Origin of the sequence: Streptomyces sp. NBC_01410 (assembly GCF_045040195.1) — a bacterium.
Lineage (GTDB): Bacteria > Actinomycetota > Actinomycetes > Streptomycetales > Streptomycetaceae > Streptomyces.
In genome coordinates this window covers 1,440,319-1,466,930 of the sequence record NZ_CP109530.1, presented here as the reverse complement: position 1 = coordinate 1,466,930, position 26,612 = coordinate 1,440,319, and the positions used below count along the sequence as shown (strand labels likewise).

Annotated in this window: 20 protein-coding genes and 1 pseudogene; 11 read left to right on the top strand and 10 right to left on the bottom strand. The window is 70.3% G+C overall.

What is annotated here, in order from left to right; all coding sequences use genetic code 11:
• Positions 1–97: 97 nt before the first annotated feature.
• Positions 98–1,417, top strand: coding sequence for a TIR-like protein FxsC (locus OG741_RS06760; RefSeq protein ID WP_405595910.1), 1,320 nt, complete (start codon positions 98–100; stop codon positions 1,415–1,417).
• Positions 1,417–5,397, top strand: a complete 3,981-nt coding sequence (gene fxsT / locus OG741_RS06755; RefSeq protein WP_405595909.1) for an FxSxx-COOH system tetratricopeptide repeat protein — start codon at positions 1,417–1,419, stop codon at positions 5,395–5,397. Before OG741_RS06760 ends, fxsT begins: the two co-directional genes overlap by 1 nt.
• A gap of 6 nt (positions 5,398–5,403) precedes the next feature.
• Here the strand turns inward: fxsT and OG741_RS06750 are convergent, their stop codons facing one another.
• Together OG741_RS06750 and OG741_RS06745 are read right to left on the bottom strand one after the other, a co-directional pair.
• The gene (locus OG741_RS06750; protein WP_405595908.1) at positions 5,404–6,267 is read right to left on the bottom strand and encodes an alpha/beta fold hydrolase; all 864 of its coding nucleotides are present in this window, start codon (positions 6,265–6,267) and stop codon (positions 5,404–5,406) included.
• Between the two features lie 131 nt (positions 6,268–6,398).
• Entirely contained in the window at positions 6,399–6,806 is a 408-nt protein-coding gene (locus OG741_RS06745) for a CoA-binding protein (RefSeq protein ID WP_405595907.1), read from the bottom strand.
• 119 nt (positions 6,807–6,925) lie between these two features.
• Here OG741_RS06745 and OG741_RS06740 point away from each other — a divergent pair, with 119 nt between their 5' ends.
• Genes OG741_RS06740 through OG741_RS06730 form a run of 3 tightly spaced genes read left to right on the top strand, consistent with a single transcriptional unit; the run spans position 6,926 to position 11,817 of the window.
• Positions 6,926–7,552 (top strand): YigZ family protein, encoded by a 627-nt coding sequence (locus OG741_RS06740; protein WP_405595906.1) that lies wholly within the window; start codon positions 6,926–6,928, stop codon positions 7,550–7,552.
• A gap of 42 nt (positions 7,553–7,594) precedes the next feature.
• Positions 7,595–8,761, top strand: coding sequence for an exonuclease SbcCD subunit D (locus OG741_RS06735; protein WP_405595905.1), 1,167 nt, complete (start codon positions 7,595–7,597; stop codon positions 8,759–8,761).
• Positions 8,758–11,817, top strand: coding sequence for an AAA family ATPase (locus tag OG741_RS06730; RefSeq protein ID WP_405595904.1), 3,060 nt, complete (start codon positions 8,758–8,760; stop codon positions 11,815–11,817). Before OG741_RS06735 ends, OG741_RS06730 begins: the two co-directional genes overlap by 4 nt.
• Here OG741_RS06730 and OG741_RS06725 read toward each other — a convergent pair.
• A complete protein-coding gene (locus OG741_RS06725; RefSeq protein ID WP_405595903.1) occupies positions 11,807–12,253 on the bottom strand; it encodes an Lrp/AsnC family transcriptional regulator in 447 nt (148 codons plus the stop codon). The two genes, OG741_RS06730 and OG741_RS06725, sit on opposite strands and share 11 nt — an antisense overlap.
• A gap of 94 nt (positions 12,254–12,347) precedes the next feature.
• Here OG741_RS06725 and OG741_RS06720 point away from each other — a divergent pair, with 94 nt between their 5' ends.
• A complete protein-coding gene (locus tag OG741_RS06720; protein WP_405595902.1) occupies positions 12,348–12,830 on the top strand; it encodes a rhodanese-like domain-containing protein in 483 nt (160 codons plus the stop codon).
• An 86-nt stretch (positions 12,831–12,916) separates the two neighbouring features.
• Here OG741_RS06720 and OG741_RS06715 read toward each other — a convergent pair whose 3' ends face one another.
• Both OG741_RS06715 and OG741_RS06710 read right to left on the bottom strand, forming a co-directional pair.
• The gene (locus OG741_RS06715) at positions 12,917–14,599 is read right to left on the bottom strand and encodes a DUF885 domain-containing protein (RefSeq protein ID WP_405595901.1); all 1,683 of its coding nucleotides are present in this window, start codon (positions 14,597–14,599) and stop codon (positions 12,917–12,919) included.
• 59 nt (positions 14,600–14,658) lie between these two features.
• Positions 14,659–15,141 carry an Lrp/AsnC family transcriptional regulator gene (locus OG741_RS06710; protein WP_405595900.1) on the bottom strand — a complete coding sequence of 161 codons (483 nt, stop codon included), beginning with the start codon at positions 15,139–15,141 and terminating at the stop codon, positions 14,659–14,661.
• A gap of 59 nt (positions 15,142–15,200) precedes the next feature.
• On the opposite strand from OG741_RS06710, the gene OG741_RS06705 reads away from it, so the two are divergent.
• On the top strand, positions 15,201–16,400 hold the full coding sequence (locus tag OG741_RS06705) for a trans-sulfuration enzyme family protein (protein WP_405595899.1): 1,200 nt from the start codon (positions 15,201–15,203) through the stop codon (positions 16,398–16,400).
• On the opposite strand, the gene OG741_RS06700 is transcribed toward OG741_RS06705, so the two are convergent.
• The 3 genes from OG741_RS06700 to OG741_RS06690 form a co-directional block, all read right to left on the bottom strand.
• Positions 16,336–17,733 carry a GNAT family N-acetyltransferase gene (locus OG741_RS06700; protein WP_405595898.1) on the bottom strand — a complete coding sequence of 466 codons (1,398 nt, stop codon included), beginning with the start codon at positions 17,731–17,733 and terminating at the stop codon, positions 16,336–16,338. The two genes, OG741_RS06705 and OG741_RS06700, sit on opposite strands and share 65 nt — an antisense overlap.
• Before the next feature lie 145 nt (positions 17,734–17,878).
• Positions 17,879–19,456, bottom strand: coding sequence for an alkaline phosphatase D family protein (locus OG741_RS06695; RefSeq protein WP_405595897.1), 1,578 nt, complete (start codon positions 19,454–19,456; stop codon positions 17,879–17,881).
• A gap of 94 nt (positions 19,457–19,550) precedes the next feature.
• Entirely contained in the window at positions 19,551–20,999 is a 1,449-nt protein-coding gene (locus tag OG741_RS06690; protein WP_405595896.1) for a PLP-dependent aminotransferase family protein, read from the bottom strand.
• A 46-nt stretch (positions 21,000–21,045) separates the two neighbouring features.
• Between OG741_RS06690 and OG741_RS06685 the strand changes: the two are divergent.
• Positions 21,046–21,885, top strand: a pseudogene (locus tag OG741_RS06685) (DMT family transporter); the annotation flags it as partial.
• A 33-nt stretch (positions 21,886–21,918) separates the two neighbouring features.
• Here OG741_RS06685 and OG741_RS06680 read toward each other — a convergent pair.
• Positions 21,919–22,749 (bottom strand): alpha/beta fold hydrolase, encoded by an 831-nt coding sequence (locus tag OG741_RS06680; protein WP_405595895.1) that lies wholly within the window; start codon positions 22,747–22,749, stop codon positions 21,919–21,921.
• Positions 22,750–22,923: 174 nt separating this feature from the next.
• Between OG741_RS06680 and OG741_RS06675 the strand changes: the two genes are divergently transcribed.
• Together OG741_RS06675 and OG741_RS06670 are read left to right on the top strand one after the other, a co-directional pair.
• Positions 22,924–23,808, top strand: coding sequence for an RNA polymerase sigma-70 factor (locus tag OG741_RS06675; RefSeq protein ID WP_405595894.1), 885 nt, complete (start codon positions 22,924–22,926; stop codon positions 23,806–23,808).
• Positions 23,809–24,056: 248 nt separating this feature from the next.
• Positions 24,057–24,821 carry a GntR family transcriptional regulator gene (locus OG741_RS06670; RefSeq protein ID WP_405595893.1) on the top strand — a complete coding sequence of 255 codons (765 nt, stop codon included), beginning with the start codon at positions 24,057–24,059 and terminating at the stop codon, positions 24,819–24,821.
• A 55-nt stretch (positions 24,822–24,876) separates the two neighbouring features.
• Here OG741_RS06670 and OG741_RS06665 read toward each other — a convergent pair whose 3' ends face one another.
• Positions 24,877–26,034 (bottom strand): ROK family protein, encoded by a 1,158-nt coding sequence (locus tag OG741_RS06665; protein WP_405595892.1) that lies wholly within the window; start codon positions 26,032–26,034, stop codon positions 24,877–24,879.
• Positions 26,035–26,186: 152 nt separating this feature from the next.
• On the opposite strand from OG741_RS06665, the gene OG741_RS06660 reads away from it, so the two are divergent.
• Complete coding sequence (locus OG741_RS06660; protein WP_405595891.1) at positions 26,187–26,606, top strand: hypothetical protein; 420 nt, start codon at positions 26,187–26,189, stop codon at positions 26,604–26,606.
• Positions 26,607–26,612: the final 6 nt, after the last annotated feature.

Below are 26,612 nucleotides of genomic sequence, written 5' to 3'. Positions count from 1 at the left end.
GCGGGAGGCGTGTTCGCGCTGTTCCGCTGAGTAATCGGCGTTTCTACACTGAGGGATCCATCGACATGGACCGGGGGAGACGTTGTTGCTTGGAGCCATGGGGGCGGGGGGAGATGGATCAGAGCCATACTTCTTCCTCAGCTATGCACACACACCGAAGAATCATCCGAAGGACAAAGACCCCAACATCTGGGTGAAGAGGCTGCACAGCGATCTGTGCGATCACGTGCGCCAGCTCACCTCGCTTCCGGCGGGGGCGTCCGCCGGGTTCCTGGATCAGCAGATGCAGCCGGGGGAAGGCTGGCAGGAGCGCCTGTCGGAGGCTCTGGCCTACTGCAGGGTCTTCGTGCCGCTCTATTCGCCGCGCTACTTTCTGAGTGAACAGTGCGGCCGTGAATGGTTTGTCTTCTCCAAACGCGCGGCACACCATCAGGCGCGCAACAACAGCAGCCCGGTGACCGGGATCGTTCCGGCGCTGTGGGTTCCGGTTCCGGCGAAGCAGCTGCCGCATCCGGCGGAGCGGCTGCAGTTCAACCATGCGACATTCGGGGAGGATTATGCCGACGAGGGGTTCTATGGGCTGATCAAGCTCAGATACTTACGGGACCAGTACGAGCGCGCGGTCTATCTCCTCGCGAAGCGCATCGTGAGCGTGGCGGAGCAGACACAGATATCCGAGGGCGATCCCCGCCAGGACTACGGATCGATGCCCAGCGCGTTCGGACCGCCCGGTCATCCACGGGAGATGGAGGTGTCGGTCCTCGCCTGTTCCCGGTCCAGTCTTCCTCCGGACCGCGGATCCGACTGTTACGGCCCGCGCCCGCGCGACTGGAATCCGTACCATCCCAAATCCTCCCGACCGATCGCCGACCACGCCGTCGATCTCGTCAGAAATCTGGACTACCGGGTGAGCGTCGGGGATTTCGAGACCGAGGCGGAGCGCCTGCTGGCTCCGGGGCCGCCGCAGGCGCCGAGCCTTCTGCTGCTGGACCGCTGGGCGCTCGACGCCCCGCACCGCAGGGACCTGGTGCGGCGGCTGTGCGCCGAGGACCGGCCGTGGATCAGCGTCATGGTCCCCTGGAATCGGGAGGACCCCGAATCGCGGGAGCGGGAGGCGGAGTTGAGTGCGGCCACGGAGGAGTCTCTGGCTCCGCGGCCCGAAGCGAGCGGCGGACATCGGTCGTCGAGTGGCGGACTCCCCACGCTGGAGGCGTTCAGCCAGGAGTTGCCGGGCGCCGTGAAATCGGCGGACAAGCATTACGCGGCCCATGCGCGGACCTATCCGCCACCGGGACCCAGCGCTCCGATCCCACGGGTGCTTCCGTCCGGGATCGGCTACGGAGCGGCAGTTCCCGCATCACCCGCTCATGACACGGAACAGCCAAAAGGCAACGCCGACAAGGAGGAGGGGTCGTGATGACAGGGAACCGCGAAGGGACCATAGTCACCTTCTACTCGTACAAGGGCGGCACGGGCCGCACCATGGCGCTGGCCAACGTCGCCTGGATTCTGGCGGCGAACGGCTATCGTGTGCTGGCCGTCGACTGGGACCTGGAAGCGCCGGGCCTGCACCGCTTCTTCCACCCTTTTCTCGATCTCCCCGTCCTGGAAGCCACTCCCGGTCTGATCAATCTGATCACCGAGTACCAGGAGGAGGCCCGGCGGCCCGCGCAGCGTGAACACGACTGGCACCGCGACTACGCGCGGGTCAGGCCGCACGCGACCTCCCTCGACTGGGCCTTTCCGCAAGGTGGCAGCCTGGACTTCCTCTCCGCGGGCAGGCGCAATCGCGACTATTCGGCGACCGTCGGAAGAATGGACTGGGACGATTTCTACGAGCGTTTCGGAGGCGGTCAGTTCTTCGACGCGATGCGTGCGGACATGCGCCGTCACTACGACTACACCTTGATCGACAGCAGGACCGGACTCAGCGATATCGCCGATATCTGTACGGTCCAGATGCCGCAGGTTCTGGTGGTCTGCTTCACCCTGAGCGACCAGAGCATCAACGGCGCGTCAGAAGTGGCCCGCGACATCGCGGAGCGGTACCACGACAAGAACATCCGCATTCTGCCGGTTCCGATGCGGATAGACGACGGCGAGAAGGAGAAGGCCGACGCCGGTCGCGCACTGGCCAGGGAGAGCTTCCCCGGGCTTCCTGCCGGGCTGAGCAGGGACGAACTCGCCAATTACTGGGGATCGGTCGAGGTTCCGTACCGACCCTTCTACGCGTATGAGGAAATCCTCGCGACGTTCGGTGACGCTCCGAACATTTCCAGTTCGATGCTCACCGCCTGTGAGCGGCTCACCTCCGTGCTCACCGATGGGCTGGTGAGTACGCTGCCACCGATCGACGAGGCGGAACGGCGCGCGCATGTGAAGTCCTATACGCGGCGACCGCCTGTTCCGCAGTCCAATGTGGTGCTGCCCTATGTGGCCGAGGACCAACTGTGGGCCGACTGGCTCGAATCGGTGCTCAGCCGCAGCGGATACAGCGTGGCACCGGTGGATGTCCGTTCGGGACGACTGGCCGGTGTCGAAGCGGAATTCGGGTCGGCGGGGGCATACAGCGTGCTCGCCGTGGTCTCGCAGGCCTTTCTCGACGCGCAGCCGGACGGGAACCTGTGGGAGTCGTCCACCAGTCTCGATTCCTCCGTCAGTCGGCGTCAGTTGGTCCCGGTTCGAGTCGGTGACGTACGCCGCAATCTGCCCATCAGCATCCGGGGTGTCGATCTGGTGCGGCTCGACGAGGAGGATGCGGCGACCACGCTGCTGTCCGCGCTGGACCGGGGGGAGAGAGCCGCCCTGTCCCGGCCGGCCGCGGCAGCGGGAGTGCGCTACCCCGGGTCCGTACCCAAGGTGTGGAATCTGCGGCCCCGCCATTCCTGGTTCACCGGCCGTGCCTCCGTCCTTGACCGGCTGCGCGACCAGCTGCGCGGCGACACCCGCTCCGGCCAGCGCTTCCCCCAAGTCCTGTACGGACTGGGGGGTGTTGGCAAGACGCAAGTGGCCCGCGAGTACGCGCACCGCTTCCGGGCCGACTACGACCTGGTGTGGTGGGTGGAGGCGGAACAGCCCGACCGTGTGGTGTCCTCACTCGCGGAGCTGGCCGCGGAGCTCGGTCTGAGGGCCGGTGACGTGGTCGCCGAGGCGGCCGAGGCCGCCGTGCAGGCGCTGCGCAGGGGCGAACCGTACTCCCGCTGGTTATTGATCTTCGACAATGTGGAGGATCTCGACGGTGCGCTGAAGCTGCTCCCCGAGGAGACCGGCCCCGTGTCCCAGGGCGTCTACGGCCATGTCCTGGCCACCTGCCGCAACAAACCGCGATCGACGCGGCTGGAACCGATGGAAGTCGAGGTCTTCACCCGCCCCGAGAGCGTCGAGCATCTGTGCCGCCGGGTGTCGAAGCTGCCCTCCCGGGATGCCGACCGGGTCGCCGAGGCTGTCGGTGACCTCCCCCTTGCGGTGGAAGTGGCGGCTGCCTGGCTCGCCGAGACAGCCACTCCGGTGGACTCCTATGTGGAGCAGCTGAAGGAGCAGAGCACCAAGGTCCTCTCACTGGGCAAGCCCGAGGACTACTCCCTGCGGATCGGCGCGACCTGGAACATTTCGATCGCGCGGCTGCGCGAGGAGTCCAAAGCGGCGGTTCGGCTGCTCGAACTGTGCTCGTTCTTCTCCGCGGAGCCGATATCCATGCAGCTGATCGGCAGTGACTCGATGCTCCAGTCGCTGCTGCCGTACGACCCCGACCTGCGGGAAAGGTACATGCTGGGCAAGGTCATCGAGACCCTGAACCGCTTCGCGCTGGCCAAGGTGGACCAGGACCCGGTGGACAGCAGAATCCAGGTCCACCGGCTGGTACAGGCAGCGGTCCGGGCCGGACTCTCGCCGGCGGAACAGGAAAAGGCGAAGCACGAGGTGCATCGCGTTCTCGCCGAGGCCCGGCCGGCGGAGAGGGCGGACCGCGACAATCCGGTCAACGACCCCAAGAGCTGGCCGAGTTTCGAGCTGATCTGGCCCCACCTCGATCCGTCGGGCATCGCCGACTGCGACGAGGAGAACGTACGGCAGCTGATGGTCGACCGCGTCCGCTATCTGCTCAAGCGCGGTGAACTCGAGGGCGCGCGGGTCCTGGGCTCGCAGCTCAACGAGACCTGGTCCCGTGAGCTGGGCGAGAACGACCTCCAGACCCTGAACATGCGCTTCGAGCTGGCCAACGCCCTGCGGGCACAGGGGAAGTACCACGAGGCCCACGACATGGACGAGGACACCCTCGCCCGCCAGATCCACGTGCTCCATGAGGACCACCCGCATGACGACCATCCCAGCATTCTGATCACCACCGGCAGCCTGGCCGCCGATCTGCGCGGCCTGGGGCGGTTCGACGACGCGCTGGAACGTGACCGGCGGATCTACTACGGGTTCCGCCAGATCTTCGGCGAGAACCATCCGCGCACGCTGATGGCGGCCAACAACCTGGCGATCGACTACCGGCTCACCGGTGACAGCGAAAGGGCCCGCAGGCTGGATGAGAAGACGGTGGAGCGTCGCAGCGCACTGCTCGGCGAGGACCATCCGTTCACCCTCACAACCAAGGGTCACCTCGCCCGTGACCTGCGGGAAACCGGTGAGTACCGGTCCTCGGTACAGGTCCTGCGCGAGGTTGTTGCCGCGTTCGAGCGCGTACTCAACACGGATGTTCCCGAGGTGCTGCGAACGGCCAAGAGCCTCGCGGTCTCCCTCCGCAAGGCCGGTGAACCGCACGAGGCGAAACGCATCACGGAGGAGACGTACAAGCGCTATCGGGGGCGGTACGGACCGAAGGTGCCCGACGCCCTTGCCTGTGGGCTCAACCTGGCCGCCGACTATTCGGCGGTCGGAGACAAACAGGCGGCCCTCGACCTCGCCCTGCAAATCCTGGACGGGTACCGCGAGACGCTGGGCAACGACCATCCCTTCACCCTGGCCTGCCGCAACAACGTGACCATCTACCAGCGCGGTCTCGACGCCGCGGCTCAGGCGGCGGAAGCGGGTGAAGTGATCCGCACGGCGCTGGAGGGGGCGCTGGGCACGCGTCATCCCTTCACACTGTGCGCCGCGATCAATCTCGCCAACTCCTACGGTGACTTGGGGGAGTACGAGAAGGCGGAGCACTGGGAACGGGCCGCGCTGGACGGCCTGTTGCACCGGTACGAGCCGACGCACCCGGATGTACTGGCCTGCCGGACGAATCTCGCGATCACGCTGCGCTCGGCAGGCAGAGAGGAAGAGGCTCAGCAATTACGTACGGAGACGCTGGCGTCCGCCACCAAACAGCTGGGCGTGAAGCATCCGATCACCGAGGCGGCACGGGAGTGGCGGCGCGTCAACCGCGACCTCGAACCGCAGCCGGTCTGAGGCGGCTCACGAGGTGGCCCAGCTCAGTACGCGCGTGAGCACCTGCAGCGCACCGAAGTGGGCCGCACCGCGCTTCACCGCCAGCTGCGCGCCGGGAATCCGCTCGGCCAGCCACCGCGTGTGCTGCACCGGGGCGAAGACATCGTCCTCGCCGTGCCAGAGCAGCACCTGCGCTCTGATGTCCTCGGGGCGGAACTCCCAGTCCGTACTGAACGCCATGATGTCGTCGACCCAGCCGTCGGCCGAACTGCGCAGCGCTTCCCTGAAGTTGCGCACGAGCATGGACTGTATTCCGACGTCGGCGACGATCCCGCGGTCGGACTCCGGCAGCACACGGAGCATGTCGGCGACCCAGCCGGCCGGGTCCGCCCGGATCGCCGTCGCGCGGAACCGCAGCGCGGCGGCCAGTTGTCCCAGGCCGGCTGCCGCGTTGATGTACTCCCGGACATTGGACTCGGTCATGCCCTCGAACCAGTCGAGGCCCTGGGCGTCACGTGGAGCCAGCCCGACGAGCGCGGCCGTACGTGTCGCGCGCTTGGGCAGCAGAGCCGCGCAGGCCAGAGCGTGCGGCGCGCCGCCGGAGCGCCCTACGACGGCGAACTCATCGAGCCCCAGCTCGTCGGCGATCGTCTCGACATCGTCCGCGGCATTGGCCACCCGCCGTCCCGGTAATCGGTCCGACCCGCCGTACCCGGGACGGTCGAAGGTGATCAGACGCACCCCCATCCGGTACAGCAGTCCGCTGCGCGGAGCCTGACCCAGTCGGCTGCCCGGAGTGCCGTGCAAGAGAAAGACCGGCCTGCCCTGTGGATTTCCCTGATGCTCCACAGCAAGAGTCCGGCCGTCCCGGGTGCGAATCAGCTGCCCCAACTGGTGCCTCCCCCGTGTGGTCGGTACGCCGCAAGTATGGGCGCACGCCGGGGGCGTGGTACATACCCGAACAACCCCAGTCCGCGCATGCGGAGGCGTGTCCGGCCGTCGTCGGTGGCCGGCTCGGCCCGTCAGCCCAGCCGCGGGATCTCGATCGCCGGGCAGCGGTCCATCACCATGTCCAGGCCGCTCGCGCGGGTGCGCTCATAGGCGTCCTCGTCGATCACGCCCAGCTGGAACCAGACCGCCTTCGCGCCGATCGCCGCCGCCTCGTCCGCGACCGGACCCGCGAGGCCCGAATTGACGAAGACATCGACCACGTCGACGTCGAACGGGATGTCCGCGAGCGTCGCGTACCCCTGCTCGCCGTGGACCGTCTCGGCCTTGGGGTGCACCGGGACGATGCGCTTGCCGTAGCGCTGGAGGACGTCGGCGACCCCGTACGCCGCCCGTGACTGGTTGTTCGACAGGCCGACCACCGCCCAGGTGTCGCCCGTGGAGGTAAGGATCCTGCGGATCGTCTCTGCGTCTGCGTACATGCATCTGACAACGGGCGGCCCGCGCGGAGCATTCCCCTCCGCTTCCCTCGCCTCCGCGCCTTCCCTCGCCTCCGCTGCCCGCCGCGCTCTTGTCCTTCGCAGGCGCATAGGGTGGCCGGATGCAGGAGCAGTACCGGACGGTCGCCCGCGCGGGCGTGCACGAGACCGAGATCAACAGATCGCGCTTCATCTGCGCGCTCGCGCCCGCCGCGACCGAACAGGAGGCGCAGGCCTTCGTCGCACGCATCCGCAGGGAGCACCCGACCGCCACGCACAACTGCTTCGCGTACGTCATCGGCGCCGATGCCTCCGTACAGAAGGCGAGCGACGACGGCGAACCCGGCGGCACGGCGGGTGTGCCCATGATGCAGATGCTGATGCGGCGCGATGTCCGCTATGCCGTCGCCGTCGTCACCCGGTACTACGGCGGTGTGAAACTCGGCGCGGGCGGGCTGATCAGGGCGTACGGCTCAGTCGTCGGCGAGGCCCTCGACGCGCTCGGCACCATCACCCGGCAGCGGTTCCGGCTGGCCACCGTCACCGTCGACCACCAGCGGGCGGGCAAGCTGGAGAACGATCTGCGGGCGACCGGACGCACGGTGCGCGAGGTGCGGTACGGGGAGGCAGTGACGATCGAGATCGGGCTGCCGGACGCCGATGTGGACGCCTTCCGCGGCTGGCTGGCCGACGCCACGGCGGGGACGGCGGGACTGGAGCTGGGGGGCGAGGCGTATGGAGACGCCTGAAGCCGCCCGTGATGTCAGACCCCACCGATACTCTCGGGGATCATGAGATTCCTGCATACGTCGGACTGGCACCTGGGGCGTTCGCTCCACCGGGTGAGCATGCTCGACGCCCAGGCGGCGTTCCTCGACCACCTGGTGGCGACGGTGCGCGATCGCGACGTGGACGCGGTACTGGTGGCGGGAGATGTGTACGACCGGGCGGTGCCGCCGCTCGCCGCCGTTGAGCTGTTCGACCGGGCGTTGCACCAGCTCGCCGCCGCCGGGGTGCCGACCGTGATGATCTCCGGGAACCACGACTCGGCGCGCCGGCTCGGTGTCGGGGCGGGGCTGATCGAGCGCGCCGGGATCCATCTGCGGACCGATCCGGCCGGGTGCGCCACACCGGTGCTGCTGAGTGACGCGCACGGCCAGGTGGCCTGCTACGGACTGCCGTATCTCGAACCGGCCCTGGTGAAGGACGAGTTCAGGACGGAGAAGGCGGGCCACGAGTCCGTCATCGGCGCGGCCATGGAGCGGGTGCGCGCCGACCTCGCGACCCGGGAGCCGGGGACCAGGTCCGTCGTCCTCGCCCACGCCTTCGTGGCGGGCGGCGAGGAGAGCGACAGCGAGCGGGACATCACCGTCGGAGGCGTCTGTGCCGTGCCCGCAGGGGTCTTCGACGGCGTCGACTATGCCGCCCTCGGCCATCTGCACGGCTGCCAGAGCATCACCGAGCGCGTGCGCTACTCCGGATCCCCGCTCGCCTACTCCTTCTCGGAGACGAGCCACCGCAAGACGATGTGGCTCATCGATCTCGGCGCGCACGGCGAGATAGAGGCCGAACGCATCGACTGCCCCGTGCCGCGGCCGCTCGCCCGGCTGCGCGGACCGCTCGGTGAACTGCTCGACGACCCGGCCCTCGCAGCGCACGAGCAGTCGTTCGTCGAGGCCACGATTACCGACGCCGTCCGCCCGGCCGAGCCGATGGCGCGCCTGGCCGAGCGGTTCCCGTACACCCTCAGCCTGGTCTTCGAGCCCGAGCGCTCCGACAAGGAGGAGATCCTCTCGTACGCGCAGCGGCTGAAGGGACGCGACGACCAGCAGATCGCCGAGGACTTCGTGGCCCATGTGCGCGGCGGCAGCGGGCCCGACGGACTTGAGCGCACCGTGCTGCGCGGTGCTTTCGACGACGTACGGGTGGACGACGGCGTGCGCGAGGTGGCCAGGTGAGACTGCACAGGCTGAGCCTCACCGCCTTCGGCCCCTTCGCAGCCGCACAGGAAGTCGACTTCGACGAGCTCTCCGAGGCCGGGATCTTTCTGCTGCACGGCCCGACCGGAGCGGGCAAGACCTCCGTCCTCGACGCCGTCTGCTTCGCGTTGTACGGGGCGGTGCCGGGCGCGCGGCAGAGTCCGGGCGCCTCGCTGCGCAGCGACCATGCGGCGGCCGGGACCTTCACCGAGGTCTGCCTCGAACTGACCGTGGCAGGAAGGCGGTTGGAGATCCGGCGGCGGCCCGCCCAGCTCCGCCCCAAGAAGAACGGGCAGGGCTTCACTACCGAACGGGCGCAGAGCTGGCTGCGCGAATACGACGCCAAGGAAGGCGCGTGGAAGGCGCTGAGCCGTTCCCACCAGGAAATCGGCGAGGAGATCGCGCAGCTTCTGGGGATGAGCCGCGACCAGTTCTGCCAGGTGGTGCTGCTGCCGCAGGGGGACTTCGCCCGCTTCCTGCGCGCCGACGCGGAGGCGCGCGGCAGGCTGCTCGGGCGCCTCTTCGACACACGCCGCTTCGCAGCGGTCGAGGAGCGCCTGGCCGACCGGCGGCGCGCCGCCGAACAGCAGGTGCGGGCGGGTGACGAGCGGCTGCTCGCGATCGCCCACCGGATGGAGCAGGCCGCTGGCGCGACGGCGGGGGACTGGCCGCCGCCTCGGCAGCAGCCGGGGGATCCCGGACTCGCCACGGCCGTCCTGGAGTGGGCGGCCGTCGCCCGCGCGGGTGCCCGGGAGACGCTGGACATCGGCGACTGCGCGCTGGCCGCTGCGGAAAGCCGGCAGGCAGCCGCCCGCCACGCCCTGGACGCCGAGCGCGAACTGGCCAGGCTGCAGACGAGATACGCGGACGCACGGCAGCGGCGCGAGGCCGTGGAGGCGCGGCGCCCCGAGCGGGACCAGAACCAGGCCACGCTGGAACGGGCGCGCAAGGCGGAGCGCGTCGAGCCTGCGCTGAGGCTTCGGGACGACGCCGAGCGAGAACACCGCGCCGCGCACGCCGACCGCGACCGGGCGCGCGACGGGCTGCCGCCCGAGCTCAAGGACGCGGGAGCGGAGCAACTGTCCGCCCTGGAACGGAAGCTGCGCCAGGACCTGGGCGGCCTGGAAGCCGCCCGGCGCGCGGAGCAGCGCAGCGCTGAGATCACCCGCGAGCGGGCGGACCTCGACCGTCAGGCACGGGCGGACGAGGAGCTGCTCCAGGACGCGGCGAGCTGGCTGGCGGACTGGGACAGGGTCCGGCGGACCGGCCAGGAACGGATCGCGGCCGCGCAGGAAGCGGCGACGCGCGCGGAACACCTCGCGGGGAAGCTCGAACCGGCGCGCCGCAGGGCGCGGGCAGCCCACGAACGGGACGAACTGGCGGCACGCACCACGCAGATGGAGGAGCGGCTGCGTACGGCGCGCGAACGCGCGAACGCGGCCCACGAGAGCTGGCTCGACCTCAAGGAACGCCGGCTGAGGGGCATCGCGGCGGAGCTGGCCACAGGTCTGGTCCCCGGCGAAGCCTGCGCCGTCTGCGGTTCGGCCGACCACCCGGCCCCGGCCCGGGCGGGCGCGGGGCACGTCGACCGCGCGGCCGAGGACGCGGCGTACCGGGACTACACGCGAGCGGACGCCGCCAAGACGGACACGGAACGCGAACTGGCGGTAGTGCGCGAGACGTTCACGACGGCGAGGGACGAGGCGCGGACGCCGGCGCCGGGTTCGGAACCGGCGCCGGACGAGACCGGCACCGGCGACGATCCTGATGCCGCCGAACTGTTCGCCCTCGTCGAGGAGTTGGAGCGGGAGTACCGTCACGCGCACCACATCGCCTCCGGCATGCACGACGCGCGCGAGGCGCTCGACCGCGCCGAGCGCGAGCACGAAGGGCGGCTCGCCGCTCAGCAGCAGGCCGAGCGGCGGGTCGCGGCGCGGACCTCGCAGCGCGAAGGTCTCGACCGGGAACAGGCGGCGCTGGAAAGCGAGTTGGTCCGGGCCAGGGGTGGCGCGTCCAGTGTCGCCGAGCACGCCACGCTGCTGGAGCGCAGGGTGCGGCTGCTCGCCGGGGCGGCCGAGTCCGTGCGGTCCTTCGACCTCACCGCGCAGCGGCTCAAGGAAGCCGACGACCGGCTGGCCGACGCCGCGTTCCGGGCCGGGTTCGACACACCGCGTGCGGCGGCCGCCGCGCTGCTCTCAGCCGCTGATCAGCGCGGCCTGCAGCACCGCATCGACGCCTGGCAGACCGAGGCGGCCGCAGTCGCCGACCGGCTGGCCGAGGCGGACACCCGTAGCGCCGCTGAGCATCCGCCCGCCGATCCGGAAGCCGCCCGCGCCGCCCACGACAACGCCGAGCGGGCACTGCGCGACGCCGCGTCCGTGCTCGCCGCCGCCCGCGACCGGTGCGCCGAGCTTGCGAGACTGTCCCGCCAGGCCGTCGCGGAAGTACTCCGGCTGGGCCCGCTGCGCGAGGAGTACGGACGGATCGCGCGGCTCGCCGCGCTCACCGCAGGCACATCCGCCGACAACGAACGCAAGATGCGTCTCGAGTCGTATGTGCTCGCGGCCCGCCTCGAACAGGTCGCGGCCGCGGCCACCGCCCGGCTGCAGCGTATGTCGTCCGGCCGCTACACCCTGGTGCACAGCGACACCAAAGCGGGCGGCAAGCGCTCCGGGCTCGGTCTGCACGTCGTGGACGCCTGGACGGGAAGCGAACGCGACACCGCGACGCTCTCCGGCGGTGAGACCTTTTTCGCCTCACTCGCCCTCGCGCTCGGCCTCGCCGATGTGGTCACCGACGAGGCCGGGGGCGTACGGCTCGACACCCTCTTCATCGACGAGGGCTTCGGCAGCCTGGACGACCAGACCCTGGACGAGGTGCTCGACGTCCTCGACTCGCTGCGCGAACGGGACCGCAGCGTCGGCATCGTCAGCCATGTCGCCGATCTGCGCCGCCGTATCCCCGCCCAGCTGGAGATCGTCAAGGAGCGGCACGGCTCCGTCGTTCGGCTCCGCTCGGCCCCGCTCAGCGGCTGATCGCCCGCCGAGGCAGTGGCGAGGAGTAGACGACGCTGGTGGTGACCGACCCCAGCGCGCCGATCTTTCCCGAGACTTCCTCGAGATGGGTCATCGAGCGCGTCGCGACCTTGAGGACGAAGCAGTCGTCGCCGGTCACATGATGAGCCTCAAGGATCTCCGGAGTCCTCTCCAGCAGATCGTGGAACGGCTTGTAGTTGCCGTTCGGATAGCGCAGCCGTACGAACGCGAGGATCGGCAGGCCCAGCCGCTCCTGCTCGATGACCGCCGTGTAGCCCGCGATGACGCCGGCCTCCTCCAGCCGCCGCACCCGCTCGGTCACGGCGCTCGCCGACATGGAGACGGTCCTGGCCAGCTCGGCGAAGGTTGCCCGGCCCTCGTGCTGCAGGGCCTGCAGGATGCGCCAGTCGGTGGCGTCCGGTGAATATCCGGTCATGTCCGAGAGATAGCAGGTCAATCCCCGGCCGATCAAGGCAAGCCCCGGGGATTCTCACTTCAGCCGGACCATCACCGGCCGTAGGTTCTTGGTCATGACTACGACGCCGCTCACCGCGAACCCCGTCCTCCGCGTCCCACCGGCCTCGCCCGCGGCTGCTGCCGCGTACTTCGGCGCGAGCCTCGCCTTCCACGCCGATGTCTCCGATGTAGCCTCGGCACTCGCGGCCGGCGGCGACCCCGGATTCGTCGTCCTCGACTCCCGCTCGACCGAGTCCTGGGACCAGGGGCACATCCCCGGTGCGATCCATCTGCCCACCGCGCTGATCCCTGAGCAGGCCGAGAAACTGCTCGACAGGGCGGTGCCGGTCGTCACGTACTGCTGGGGCCCTGGCTGCAATGGTGCGACTCGCGCCGCGCTCGCACTCGCCGAACTGGGCTACCAGGTCAAGGAGATGCTCGGGGGTTTCGAGTACTGGGCCCGTGAGGGCTTCGAGTTCGAGACTTGGGAGGGCAGCCGCAAGCGCGAGGCCGACCCGTTGACGGCGCCCGTCGACGCGGACGACTGCGGCTGCTGACGACCCTCAGCGACGGCGACGACTGCCGCGACGGGGCTCAGGGCGTGTCTCACGCCCCGGAGCCCCGCCGCCGCCCGAACCGGTCGTCAGAGCTTGGACAGCTCGTCGACCAGATCGTCCAGCCCGAGCGAACCCTGTGACAGCGCCGCCATGTGCCACGCCTTCGCGTCGAACGCGTCGCCGTGCGCCCTGCGGGCGTTCTCCCGGCCCAGCAGCCAGGCCCGCTCGCCCAGCTTGTAGCCGATCGCCTGGGCCGGCACCGACAGGTAGCGCGTCAGCTCGCTCTCCACGAAGTCGGCCGGGCGCCCGCTGTGACTGCCGAAGAACTCCTGCGCCAGCTCCGGAGTCCAGACCTCGCCCGGGTGGAAGGGCGAGTCCGCCGGAATCTCCAGCTCCAGATGCATGCCGATGTCCACGATCACCCGGCACGCCCGCATCATCTGCGCGTCCAGATAGCCGAGCCTGCGCTCCGGGTCGGGCAGGAATCCGAGCTCGTCCATCAGCCGCTCCGCGTACAGCGCCCAGCCCTCGGCGTTGGCGCTGACGCCGCCGATCGTCGCCTGATAGCGCGAGAGCTGGTCCGCGACATGCACCCACTGCGCGATCTGCAGATGGTGGCCGGGCACGCCCTCGTGGTACCAGGTCGACACCAGGTCGTACACCGGGAAGCGCGTCTCGCCCATGGTCGGCAGCCAGGTGCGTCCGGGCCGGGTGAAGTCCTCCGAGGGACCGGTGTAGTAGGGCGCAGCCGCACCGCCCGGGGGAGCGATACGGGACTCCACCTTCCGTACCCGCTCGGCGAGTTCGAAGTGTGTGCCGTCCAGCGCCTCGATCGCCTCGTCCATCAGCTTCTGCAGCCAGACCCGTACCTCCTCGACGCCTTCGATGTGCTCGCCGTGCACATCGAGGTGCGCGAGCGCCTCCCAGGGCCCCGCGCCCGGGAGGATCTTGTCGGCCTCGGTCTTCATCTCGGCCAGCAGACGGTGGTATTCGGACCAGCCGTACGCGTACGCCTCGTCGAGATCGAGGTCCGTGCCGTTGAAGTAGCGCGACCAGCGGGCGTAGCGCTCGCGCCCGACCGTGTCGGGCGCGTCCGCCACGGCAGGTGCGTACACATCGCGCATCCAGTCGCGCAGCTCGGTCAGGGCTTCGGTCGCCGAGCGGGCCGCGGCGTCGAGTTCGGTGCGGAGCGTGGCGGGGCCGTCCGCGACGAAGTCGTCGAACCAGCTCCGGTCCGTGCCGATCCACTCCGTGATTTGGCCGATATTCGTCTGCGTGGCACGTGGGCCGCCCAGGAGCTTGCGCTCCAGACCCAGTTCCAGTGAGGCCCGGTAACCCTCCAGCGCGTGCGGCACCGCAAGAAGCCGCCGCGCGATCGCTGCCCAGTCCTCATCGGTTTCCGTGGGCGTCACGGTGAACACCTCGCGCGCCGTATGCACCGGTGAGCGCAGGTTGCTCACCGTACGCAGACCCTCATCAGCCTCGTGAACAGCGAGTTCGGCCGTCAGACGCTCCCGCAGCAGCCGCCCGCAGCGCCGCTCGGCGTCGTTCTCGGCACCCGGCAGCTTCTCCGCATGGTCGAGCCTGGCCAGCGTCTCGCGTGCGAGCTCGGCGAATGCCTCCTGACCTGCGGGGGAGTAGTCGGGAAGGAGACCCGAGCTCTCCTTGACCCCGAGATATGTGCCAATCGTCGGATCGAGTTCGATGAGCGCGTCGACGTATGCGTCGGCGACCTGGCGGGGCAGCTGGCTGCTGAGGGTGACTGACATGGGCACATCCTCATACGAGTGGGGCCTCCGCGTCACCATCATCGAGTCCCAGCGGCCTGTCAGCCACCTGTCTGAGGAGGCAGCAGCGGGCCGCAGTCCCACTGCTGGAAGATCAGCCGGGTTTCGACCCGGGCGACCTCGCGCCGGGAGGTGAACTCGTCCACGACAAGTCGTTGCAGATCCGCGGTGTCCGCCACAGCCACATGTACCAAGTAGTCGTCCGGGCCCGTGAGATGGAACAGCGCGCGGGACTCGGGCAGAGCCCGGATGCGCTCGACGAACGGACCGATCAGTTCACGCCGGTGCGGACGGACCTGTACGGAGAGCAGCGCCTCCAGTCCGCGCCCCAGCCGGGCCGGGTCCAGGGCCAGCCGGTGCCCGAGGATCACACCGGCGCGGCGCAGCCTCGCCACCCGGTCAAGGCACGTGGAAGGAGCGACTCCGACCTCCGCCGCCAGATCGCGGTAGGTGGTCCGGGCGTCGTTCTGCAGCAGCCGGAGTATCTGAAGATCCACCGGGTCGAGAGCGACAGTTTCAGCCATTCGCCGAACGTAACACGGGCCATGGCCACGACCTGCCGGTGGGTGTTCACAGTGCGGGCATGGAGAACGCAGCCTTCGCCGCCCACTCACCCCGGGCGCTGGCCACCGAAGCAGTCCACGCCGGACGCGAGGATCTCGCGCAGCTCGGTCTGCATGCCCCGCCGCTGGATCTGTCGACCACCTACCCCTCCTACGACGCCGCTGGCGAAGCGGCACGGATCGACGAGTTCGCCGCCACCGGAGCGCGCCTGGAGGGGCCGCCCGTCTACGCCAGGCTGGACAACCCGACCACGGCCCGCTTCGAGACCGCCCTGGCCCGGCTCGAGGGGACCGAGAGCGCGGTCGCCTTCGCCAGCGGCATGGCGGCCCTCACCGCCGTACTGCTGGTACGGGCGAGCATGGGCCTGCGCCATGTGGTCGCGGTGCGTCCGCTGTACGGCTGCAGCGACCATCTGCTCGGTGCCGGGCTGCTGGGCACCGAGGTGACCTGGACCGACCCGGCGGGCATCGCCGAGGCGATCCGGCCGGACACCGGTCTGGTGATGGTGGAGACGCCCGCGAACCCGACGCTGGCGGAGGTCGATCTGCGGGCCGTGCGCCACGCCTGCGGCTCCGTGCCGCTGCTCGTCGACAACACCTTCGCCACGCCCGTGCTCCAGCGGCCGGTCGAGGACGGCGCCCGGCTCGTGCTGCACAGTGCCACGAAGTATCTGGGCGGGCACGGCGATGTGATGGGCGGAGTGGTGGCCTGCGACGAGGAATTCGCGGGCAAGCTGCGCCAGGTGCGCTTCGCTACCGGCGGTGTTCTGCACCCGCTGGCGGGATATCTGCTGCTTCGGGGACTGTCGACCCTGCCGGTACGGGTACGGGCCGCCTCCACCACCGCCGCCGACCTGGCCTGCCGCCTCGCGGCCGACCCGCGCGTCGCCCGCGTCCACTATCCGCGGATCGGCGGTGCGATGGTCTCCTTCGAGGTGTACGGCGACCCGCACGCCGTGATCGCGGGCGTACGGCTGATCACTCCCGCGGTCAGTCTCGGCAGCGTCGACACACTGATCCAGCACCCCGCCTCCATCAGCCACCGCATCGTGGCTGAGGGAGACCGGCGCTCGGCGGGCGTCAGCGACCGGCTGCTGCGGCTGTCGGTCGGGCTCGAGGACGTCGAGGATCTGTGGCGCGATCTGACCGAGGCCCTCAGCGCTCAGCCTGTTCGAAGCGAGCGCGGGGGCGTACGGCAGTCGCGTCCAGTCGGGCGGTGATCACCAGCGTGCCCTCCTCGATCTGGAAGTCGAGCGGCAGCCCGAGGCCGCGCATGGCCGCGACCATGCCGGTGTTGGACGACTGGGTCACGGCGTAGACGCTCTCGCAGCCTGCCTCGACGGCCAGGTCGACCAGTCGGCCGAGCAGCTCCGCGCCGATGCCCCGGCGCTGCCAGGCGTCCTCGACGAGCAGGGCGACCTCGGTCTCGTCGCCGTCCCACAGCAGATGACCGAGGGCGACGAGCTTGCCGGAGGTCGTCTGCACGGCGAGTGTGCGGCCAAAGCGCGGACTGAGGAGATGGTTGAGATAGCGGTCGGCGTCGCCGATCGGGCCGTGGTAGCGCAGGCTGAGGGTGCGGTCGGAGCAGCGGTCGTGCATGGCCCTCGCTGCCGGGACATCGCCCTGGTCGGCGCGGCGCACGGTGATCTCATTGCCCTCGGGGAGGGTGAGGACGTCCTCGCTGCGCGGGACGCGGGGGCCGAGGCGGGCGTCCAGCTCGACCAGAGCCCTCGCCCGGGCGAACTCCGTGGGCGTGAAGGGGAGATAGGGCCGCTCGACGGTGATCGCGCCGCCGTTCGGATCGCGCAGCCGCATCACCGTCTCCTCCAGCACGCCCTCGACGGGAGGCGTATCGCCCGTGGGCCGGCCGGAGAGGCTGACGGCGGGCAGCGAGTGGATCGTGCAGCGGCCGAGCAACTGGCGCAGCGCCAGCGGAAGTTCGGCCGCGTCCAGGGCGGTACGGGTGGCGAGGCCGAGCACCCGGGTCGGGGTGTCGACGAGATCGTGGGCGTCGGCGCGCTCGATCCAGGTGCTGCTGCCGCCCGCCGCCGAGATCTCCCGAGTCAGCTGCTGGGCCTGGAGGGATGTGGGGGCACGCAGCAGGAACTCGTCCACCGTGCCCTCGGCGAGCGGGTGTGTCTGCAGGGTCAGGATGTCCACCCGGTGCCGGGCGAGGGCGGTGCACAGCGCGGCGAGGCTGCCGGGGGTGTCCCGCACGGTGGTACGCATCCGCCACAGCGAGGTCTCGAACAGCTCGCCGCCCCCGGCCACGAGCCCGGTCGCGCCGGCCTCCTGCGCCCCTCCGGCGGTATCGGACGTGAGAGCCGGAGGGGCATGGCTGTGGCGTCGTGCCCACCATGTGTGGAAGGCGGCCGTGGCGATGAGCACCACGGCCGAGGCGATGAGCAGGAACGGGCCGTCGGGCGCGTGCCCGACCATGTTGGCGATGGCATCGGCGACGGCCACGGCGGTGAACAGGGCCGCCAACTCGACGAGATCCCGCCGCCAGTGGTGTGGACGGCGGGCGGTCTTCGCAGAAGTCACATCAGTCATGGCATCACTGTGACCGAATGGTGTTGCGTGATCACGAACGCTTTGTGACTGATGGGTTAAGCCCGGATCTGGGTCGCTATCGGCTGGTTTTTTCCGTTTCTGGCGTGGACTGTTCGGCTCCCTGATTCGCGGCAGCGCGCGCGTACTACTGCCCCACGCGCCCCGGCTGGAGCACCTTGCTGAACAGAACCGTCCCGCCCTCGGCCCGCAGCCGCACCGTCAGCTCGCCGCTGCCGCCGTCGATGTCGACCTCCCCGAAGTACTGCGGGGACTCCATCGGCGAGACATTCGCGCGCTCCGGCGCCCGCACGAAGACACGCTCGGGCCCGAAGGTGCCGTCGAGCGTGTTGGCCGGGAAGCCGCCCGCCGCCAGCGGACCCGAGACGAACTCCCAGAACGGCGCGAAGTCCTTGAAAGCCGCCCGCTCGGGCGCGTAGTGCTGCGCAGACGTGTAGTGGACATCCGCCGTGAGCCAGAGCGTGCCCGTGATCCGGCAGTGCTTGATGAAACGAAGCAGCTCGGCGATCTGCAGCTCACGGCCGAGAGGCACGCCGGGATCGCCCTGCGCCACGGCCTCGAAGTTCGTCGCGCCGTCCTGCACGACCAGACCGAGCGGCATGTCGGCGGCGATCACCTTCCACACCGCACGCGAGCGCGACAGCTCACGCTTCAGCCAGGCGAGCTGCTCGGCGCCGAGGATGCCCTGGGTGTCGTCGGCCTGCCGGCCCGGGGAGTTGGCGTTGCGGTACGACCGCATGTCGAGGACGAAAACGTCGAGCAGCGGGCCGTAGCGCACCACGCGGTGGACACGGCCGTCGCGGCCCTGCGAGGGGAGCGTGGAGATGGGGAAGTACTCGCTGAAGGCCTGCATCGAGCGCTCGGCGAGCACATCCACGTTCTTCTCGGTGTAGCGCACATCGTCGAGGATCTGGCCCGGGTACCAGTTGTTGCGCACCTCGTGGTCGTCCCACTGCACGACGGTGGGGACCTGTGCGTTGAAGCGCCGGACGTTCTCGTCGAGCAGGTTGTAGCGGAAGTTGCCGCGGAAGTCGGCCAGCGTCTGCGCCACCTTGGACTTCTCCTCGGTGGTGATGTTGCGCCAGATCCGCCCGTCCGGCAGGGTCACGCTCGGCTGGATCACACCGTCCGCGTAGACCGTGTCACCGCTGCACAGGAAGAAGTCCGGGTCCAGACGCCGCATTTCCTCGTACGCGCGGAAGCCGCCGATGTCCGGGTTGATGCCCCAGCCCTGGCCCGCGATGTCGCCCGACCACAGAAAACGCACACCCTCCCGGCGCTTCGAGGGAGCCGTACGGAACGTCCCGTACACCGGCTCGCCCGTGCGCCGCGGGTCGTCGGGGTCGGCGAGCGTCACCCGGTAGTGCACCTGCTCGCCCGCGGGCAGGCCGCGCAGCGACGTCGTACCGGTGAAGTCAGTGCCGGGCCCGAGCAGGGGCCCGTGCCAGCGGTGCGTGTGCCGGAAGGAGTCCGTGGCCGAGGTCTCGACGATCATCCGGGCGGGCCGGTCCGAGCGGACCCACACCAGGCCGGACGAGGAGGTGACATCGCCGGTCTGCACACCCCAGGCGGCGCCGGGGCGGCCGGAGAGCGCCAGTGCGGGCGCGGCTGCCAGTGCGGGCAGTGCCAGCGCCGCCGACGCGGCGACCGTGCCACGCAGTACGGAACGGCGGTCGGGGGACGAACTCCGCGGGCTGTGGGACATCGCTGGGCCTCCTGGGGCAGGTCGGGCGGGTGTGCCGAGCCATGCCTAACGCCCGGCCACGGCCGTAACGCGAACCCCACGTGAACAACGCGCCCTACGGCATTGCCGCTTCGGCCATCAGGCGCACCCCGCGCACGATGTCGGACGGCGACAGTTGCGCGTACCCGATCACCAGACGTACGCCCCTGTCCTCGGCGCTCGCCACCCGGTAGTCGGCCAGCGGGCGCACCGCGACACCGGCCGCGGCCGCGCGCTCAACAAACCGGGGTCCCGGGCCGTAGCGCTCCGGGAGCGTCGCGATGATGTGCAGCCCGGCCGCGATGCCGCTGACCTCCGAGCCCGCACAGTGCTCCGCGAGCGCCGCGACAAGGGTGTCCCGCCGCTCCCGGTAGGCGCGCTGACAGCGGCGCAACTGCCGGTCGTAGCCGCCGCGGTTGACGAAGTCCGCAAGGAGTGCCTGGTCGAGGGCGGGGTTGCCGAGATCCATGGTGCGTTTGCGTTCGATCACCTCGTCCGCCAGGCGGCCGGGCACCACCAGCCAGCCGAGCCGAAGCCCCGGCGCAAGTGACTTGCTGACCGAGCCCGTGTAGGCGACGCGGTCGGGATCGAGCCCCTGCAGAGCTCCGACGGGTGCGCGGTCGTAGCGGAAGTCGCCGTCGTAGTCGTCCTCGACGATCAGGCCGTCCACCGACCGTGCCCAGTCGAGGAGTTCGGTGCGACGCCTCGCGGAGTAGGCGATTCCGGTCGGGAACTGGTGGGCCGGAGTGGTCACCACGGCACGGGCTCCGGACCGCTCCAGCGGCTCGGTGGCGAGCCCTTCGTCGTCCAGCGGCAGCGGCGTCGTGCTCAGCCCGGCCGCAGCGAACAGCGACGCGTGTTCGGGGCTGCCCGGGTCCTCGACACCCACCGTCCGCAGGCCGTGGCCGTGCAGGACGAATCCGAGCAGCGTCATCGCCTGCGCGACACCCGAACACACCACCAGAGACTCCGGATCGGCCACCACGCCGCGCCGCCGGGTGAGCAACGAGGCAAGCGCGGTGCGCAGTTCAGGCAGTCCGCGCGGATCGGGATAGCCCAGGGCCCGGTGCGGCAGCCGCGCGAGCACCGACTTGTGCGTGGCGGCCCACGCGGCGCGCGGGAAGAGCGAGAGATCCGGTGTCCCGGGACGGAAGTCCACCAGCGCGCCGGCAGCACGCGGCGCCAGGTCCCGCGTCCCGCGCACAGCCGGGCGCGTCGCGTCGCCGACCCAGGTGCCCGCGCCCCGGTCGCTGCGCAGATAGCCCTCGGCGGTCAGCTGCTCGTACGCCTCGGTGACCAGGCCACGCGAGACCTCCAGATCCGCGGCGAGCTCGCGGCTCGACGGCAGCCGGGTGCCCGCCGCGAGCCGTCCGGACCGCACGGCGTCGCGCAGCGCCGATTGCAGGGCCCGCCCGCGCTGCCGGGCCGGGGCGGCGGCCGCGGGCAGGAGCAGTTCCCAGGCGGTGTTCCAGGCCTCACCGCGTGAAGATCCACCCGCGGCAGAAGTGGTCCCCGATGACGTCATGGAAGTGGACCTTAACCGGGACCGCCCCGATCCATAGCGTCGCCACATGAACGCGAATTCCCTGCGCGGGGCGCTGCTCGTCAGCTTCGCCTACGTCCTCGTCGGCGCCTCCTTCACCGCCAACAGCGTCCTCGGGGACTATCCGTACGCAGGCGGTCAGGCGCTGCGCTACGCCCTGGCCTGTCTGCTCCTGCTGCCGCTGCTCGGCGGCCGGTCCGCGCTCGCGCCGCTGCGGGCCCTCGGCCGGTCGCAGTGGGTACGTCTCGCCGTGCTCGCCGCCGTCGGCATGGTCGGATTCAATCTGGCGATCCTGGCCGCGGAACGCACTTCGGAGCCTGCTGTTCCGGGCGTGTTCGTCGGCTGCGCGCCCGTCATCGTCGCCGTGCTCGTACCGCTCCTGGACGGCCGACGGCCCGCCCGGCCCGTCCTCTACGGAGCGCTGCTGGTGGCAGCCGGGGCCTTCACCGTCCAGGGGTGGGGCCGTACCGACCTGATCGGCATCGTGTGGTCGGTGGGGGCGCTGGCGGGTGAGGTCGGCTTCGCCGTACTGGCCACGCCGGTGCTGCGCCCGCTGGGTCCCAAACTGCTCACCGCCACGGTCTGCGGCATCGCCGCCGTCGAGTCCACGGTCCTCGGCCTCGTCCTCGACGGCGCGGGCTTTGTGCGCGCGCCGGGGCAGACGGAGACGCTCGCACTGCTGTGGCAGGCGGCCGTCGTCACGGTCGTCGGATTCGTCACCTGGTACATGGGTGTTCAGCGCATCGGCGCCGAGCGCGCCACTCTGTTCTCCGGACTGATCCCCGTTGCCGCCGCACTGAGCGCGCCACTCGTGGGGACGGGCTCGTTCGGCGCGCCCCAGGCGGCGGGCGGTGTGCTGGTCGGGGTGGGCGCCGCACTCGGCTCGGGCGTGTTCACACGGTCAGCGGCTGCCGTCCAGGATCACGCGGGCGACCAGCGCGGGATCGTCGTTCATGGGGACATGACCGCAGCCGGGCAGTCGCACCAGCCGGGCAGCGGGGATGACGTGCTTGGCCCGGATGCCCTGGCGGCGCAGCAGCAGCCGGTCCCGTGTGCCCCAGCCGATGGTGACCGGCACATCGGGCACATCGTCGGTGAACAGGACGTCGCGGCCGGCGGCGAGCGTCTGGTGGAAACCGGTGGCCTCGCGCAGGGCGAGGGTCTCCGCGACCGCCGCCTCGGGTGATCGCCGTCCCGGCCGGGCGTAGATGCTGCTGGTCAGCGCAGCCCGACCGGCGGTCGACCGGGACAGCCCCTCGATCAGCGGCAGCGGCAACACCTGGGCCGCGCGTCGCATGGTGAGCAGCATCCCGAAGGCGTACTGGCGCTCGCCCGGCGACCAGAAGCCGGCGGGCGACAGAGCCGTGACCGACCGGACGAGCTTTTCCCGGCCCAGCTCCAGGGCGAGCAGCCCTCCCAGGGAGTTCCCCGCCACATGGGGGCGTTCGATCGCCAGCGACTCGCACAGCGCGCCGAGGACCGAGCCGACGGTGGTGAGGTCGTACGAAACACCGTCGGGCAGCGCGGGGGACGTGCCGAAGCCGGGCAGGTCGACGGCGATGACATCGCGCTCCGCCGCCAGGATTCCCATGACCGGTTCCCAGGCCTGCCAGTGGTGCCCGATTCCATGGAGCAGCAGCAGCGGCTCGCCCTTGCCCGCGCGCTCGTAGGTGACGGACAGCGCCTGGCTGCCGCGGGCGGACTCGATGGAGAACGCGATCTTCTCGGCCATTGCTTGCTGCTCCCTGGTGTCGCCCGCGTGAAGACGTTTTAGACGGCTTGTCAGTAACAATTACCGCTCGGTAGCTTCCAGTTCAAGGGGGCGAGCCTACGCGGCCGCACGCTGTGTCGCGCACCGCACCCCGACCGGCTGGACAGGCACTGCGCGGTGGGTTGGGATGGAGGCGTGGCAACCGACACCGTGACAGACGTCTTCGAAGAGCACCGGCCCGTCCTGACCGGCGTGGCCTACCGCATGCTCGGCCGGGTGGCCGACGCCGAGGACGTGGTGCAGGAGGCCTGGCTGCGCTGGTCGGCCGCGGACCGCAGCGAGGTCCGCGAACCGCGCGGCTACCTCGTACGGATCACCACCCGCCTCGCCATCGACCGGCTGCGCCAGGCCCAGTCGCGGCGCGAGGCGTATGTCGGCCCCTGGCTGCCCGAACCGCTCGCCACCGACTTCGGCCATACCGTCCCGGACACCGCCGAACAGGCCGTTCTCGCCGAATCCGTCAGCCTCGCCGTCCTGGTCGTGCTGGAGGCGCTGTCGCCGCTGGAGCGCGCGGTGTTCGTGCTGCGCGAGGCCTTCGGATTCCCGTACGCGGAGATCGCAACCACCCTCGACCGCTCCGAGGCGGCCGTTCGGCAGCTCGCGGGCCGGGCCCGCCGCCATGTCGAGGAGCGCAAGCCCCGCTACGACGTCGATCCCACCGAACGCCGCGACCTCACCGAGCGCTTCCTGGCCGCCGCCACCGGCGGTGACCTGGAGTCGCTGCTGAACCTGCTGGCGCCCAACGTGCGCCTGGTGGGCGACAGCGGCGGCAAGGCCAAGGCGCCGCTGCGGGTCATGGAGAGCGCGGACAAGGTCGGACGCTTCCTGTTCGCCGTGACGCAGCAGCCGGTCCCGGAGATGGACTTCCGCTTCATCGAGCTCAATGGTGCGCCCGCGCTCCTCGTGCTCTCCGCGGGAAAGCCGGACACCGTCTTCCAGGTGGAGGTGCTGGACGGTCGGATTCAGTGCCTCTACATCATCCGCAACCCCGACAAGCTCACCTCGCTGACCCCGCGGTAGAGCGTCCCTTCGCACGTCAGACCCCGTGTCCGGATCCGGCCACGGGGTCTGTTGCTGCGGGTGTGTCACGCGGTACGAACGTCCTGTGAACGCCCAGCGAATCCGGCTGGTTCCGCTGCGTAACGGCCGCAGGATTGGTCTTGACCAAGTAGTTGTACCGTCCTATGGTCGCAGAGTTAGTGCAGGAACCTTTAATAAACAAGGGCGCGGAATAGCCGCCGCTGGAACGGCGATTGCGGAGGATCAGGGTGGGGACCACGCAGCTCGAATCGGTGCCGGAACCTAAGTACTGGCACCTCAAGACCGTGATCGGCGAAGCACTCGACTCCGATTTCTCGGTGGGGGAGATCCTGCCCAACGAGCGAGATCTCGCCGCTCGCTTCGGAGTCGCCCGCGCCACACTCCGTCAGGCCCTCGAACAGCTGGAGCTGGAAGGCCGGTTGCAGCGCCGTCGCGGCGTCGGCACGACCGTCGCGCCGCCCCGCATGGGCGTCGACGTCTCCACCACCGAGCAGGCCTGGCCGGGCGCCGGGCAGGACTCCTGGCAGTCCGTCGACTGCCAGACTGTCGTCCCGCCGGCCGCGGTCGCGCGACTGCTGGAGACCGAGGCCGACGAACAGACGCACTCCGTCCGCAGGCTGCGCGTCTCCCACGGTCAGCCGGTCGCCGCCGAGCTCCTGTACATCCCGGCCTCCGCCGTGCCCGAACTGTCCGCGATCGACGCTCCGTCCGGCCCCGCGCGGGCCCGCGCCGTACTGCGTGAGCTCCAGCGCCTCGAGTTCGAGGGGCAGGACCGCGCGGTGGAGCTGGGCTCGGCCCGCGCCGACGATGCCAAGGAGCTCGACCGGCTGCCGGGCGCGCCCGTTTTGGTCGTCACCACGCGCTACTTCTCCGAGGGCAGGACCGCCGCCGTCTCGGTGGCCACCTACCGCGCCGACACCTGCCGGCTGACCTTCGGGGACTCCGGCGATCTGGAGATCAGCCACCACGACCAGGAGCGCCGCGCCTCCTGAGTCTCGCCCTTCGCGTTACGCAGGGCACCTACGGCCCGTCGCACCGAGCTAGCGCTCAGCGGCGGGCCGTCACTGTTCCCTCGACGGCGAACAGCTGCTCCTCGACATGGTCGAGCGCCAGACGCAGCGCACCGGTCGCCACGGCCGCCTCGCCGAGCAGCGACAGAGCCACCCGCGGCGGGCGCAGACAGTACCGGGACAACTCGTCGCGCAGCGGATCGAGTACGCCGTCGAGTCCCGCGGCCCAGCCGCCGATGACAACCAGCTCCGGGTCGAGCGCCAGCACCAGCGCCGCCACATCGTGAACCAGTCGCTGGATGAACCGCTCGACGGCCTCCTGCGCTCTCGGATCACCCTGCTTGGCGTGGGCGAAGACATCGGCGACCGCCTGCTCGTCCAGCGGATGCAGCGGCTCGTCGGTCGTCGACAGCAGCTTCTCCGGCGTCACTTCGCGGCCGAGCAGATGCAGCGCCCCGATCTCGCCCGCCGCGCCCCCGAAACCGCGGTGCAGCCGGCCGCCGATCAGCGAGCCCGCACCCGGGCTGAGCCCGGCCAGTACGAAGACGATGTCGTCGGACTCGGTCGCCGCGCCCTTCCAATGCTCGGCCACCGCGGCGGCGTTGGCATCGTTCTCGACCAGCACGGGGCAGCGGAACGATCTGCGCAGCCGCTCGCCGAGCGCCAGACCGGTCCAGCCGGGCAGCGCGGTCCCGAGCCGTACGGTTCCGTCGGCCTCCACGATGCCGGGGGAGCCGACTCCGACGGCCCGCAGGCTGCTGCGGGCGACGCCGGTCCTGCGCAGGACGTCGGCGACGACCTGCCGCACCCGCTCAAGCCGCTCGTCCGCCGAGGCCGTCTCGGAGACCTCCCTGGATCCGGCGCCGATGATCCGCCCGTCCAGGCCGGACAGCAGGGCGGCGATCCGGTGGGCCCCGATCTCGACACCCAGCAGATGACCGGCCTCGGCACGGAACCTGAACCGCCGGGCGGGGCGCCCCTGACGGCGGGTGCCGCCCTCCTCGGGGATGCTCTCGACGACGAGGCCGCCCTCCATGAGCCCCTCGATCACGCCCTCGACGGTCGGCCGGGACAGACCGGTGATCCGGGTCAGATCCGTGAGCGTGGGGGAGTCAGCGCCCCGCAGTGCATGGAGTACCACCGCGGAGTTGATCCGCCGCAGCAGCGACGGGTCTCCGCCGGTCAGCCGCCCCACCGTGTGTCCTCCCAGCTCGAGCGCGTGTGTGGCGGATCGTACTCGCTGGCCGCGACGGCGGCGAGCAATCTTGGCGCGCGGCGGTGGGCGCTGCGCCGCCGGGATGCCTGACGGACAGCCAAATGTCAGTGCGGGCCGGTTTACTGGGGGGCATGACCACGGCACAGCACCTCGACACGATCGACTTGCTGCGCTCCCGGGACTTCCCCGCGGAGCCCGGCCCGTCGGACGTCGGCTCGGGAGGCCCCGGATTTCACATCGCGGAGCTGAACGGGCAGTTCGGCGACGGAGCGGACGATGACGAGGGCGGGGACGCGGCGGCCGACCAGCGTGCCGAGGAGCACGGCGCCCTGCTGAACGTACTCGAACGACGCTGGGGCGAGCCGGACCTGTTCAGCCTCGCCGGTACGCGGCTGCGCGTCGAGAGGGACGAAGAAGTGCCCGACCCGTGGCGCAGGCTCAGCGAGCAGATGGAATGGCTGCATCTGTGGCGGAACGAGGACCGGTGGATAGCGGTGGGACTGTCGAGGTTCCAGCTGCTGGCCGTGGTCACCGAGATAGACCCGCTCTAGCGGGAT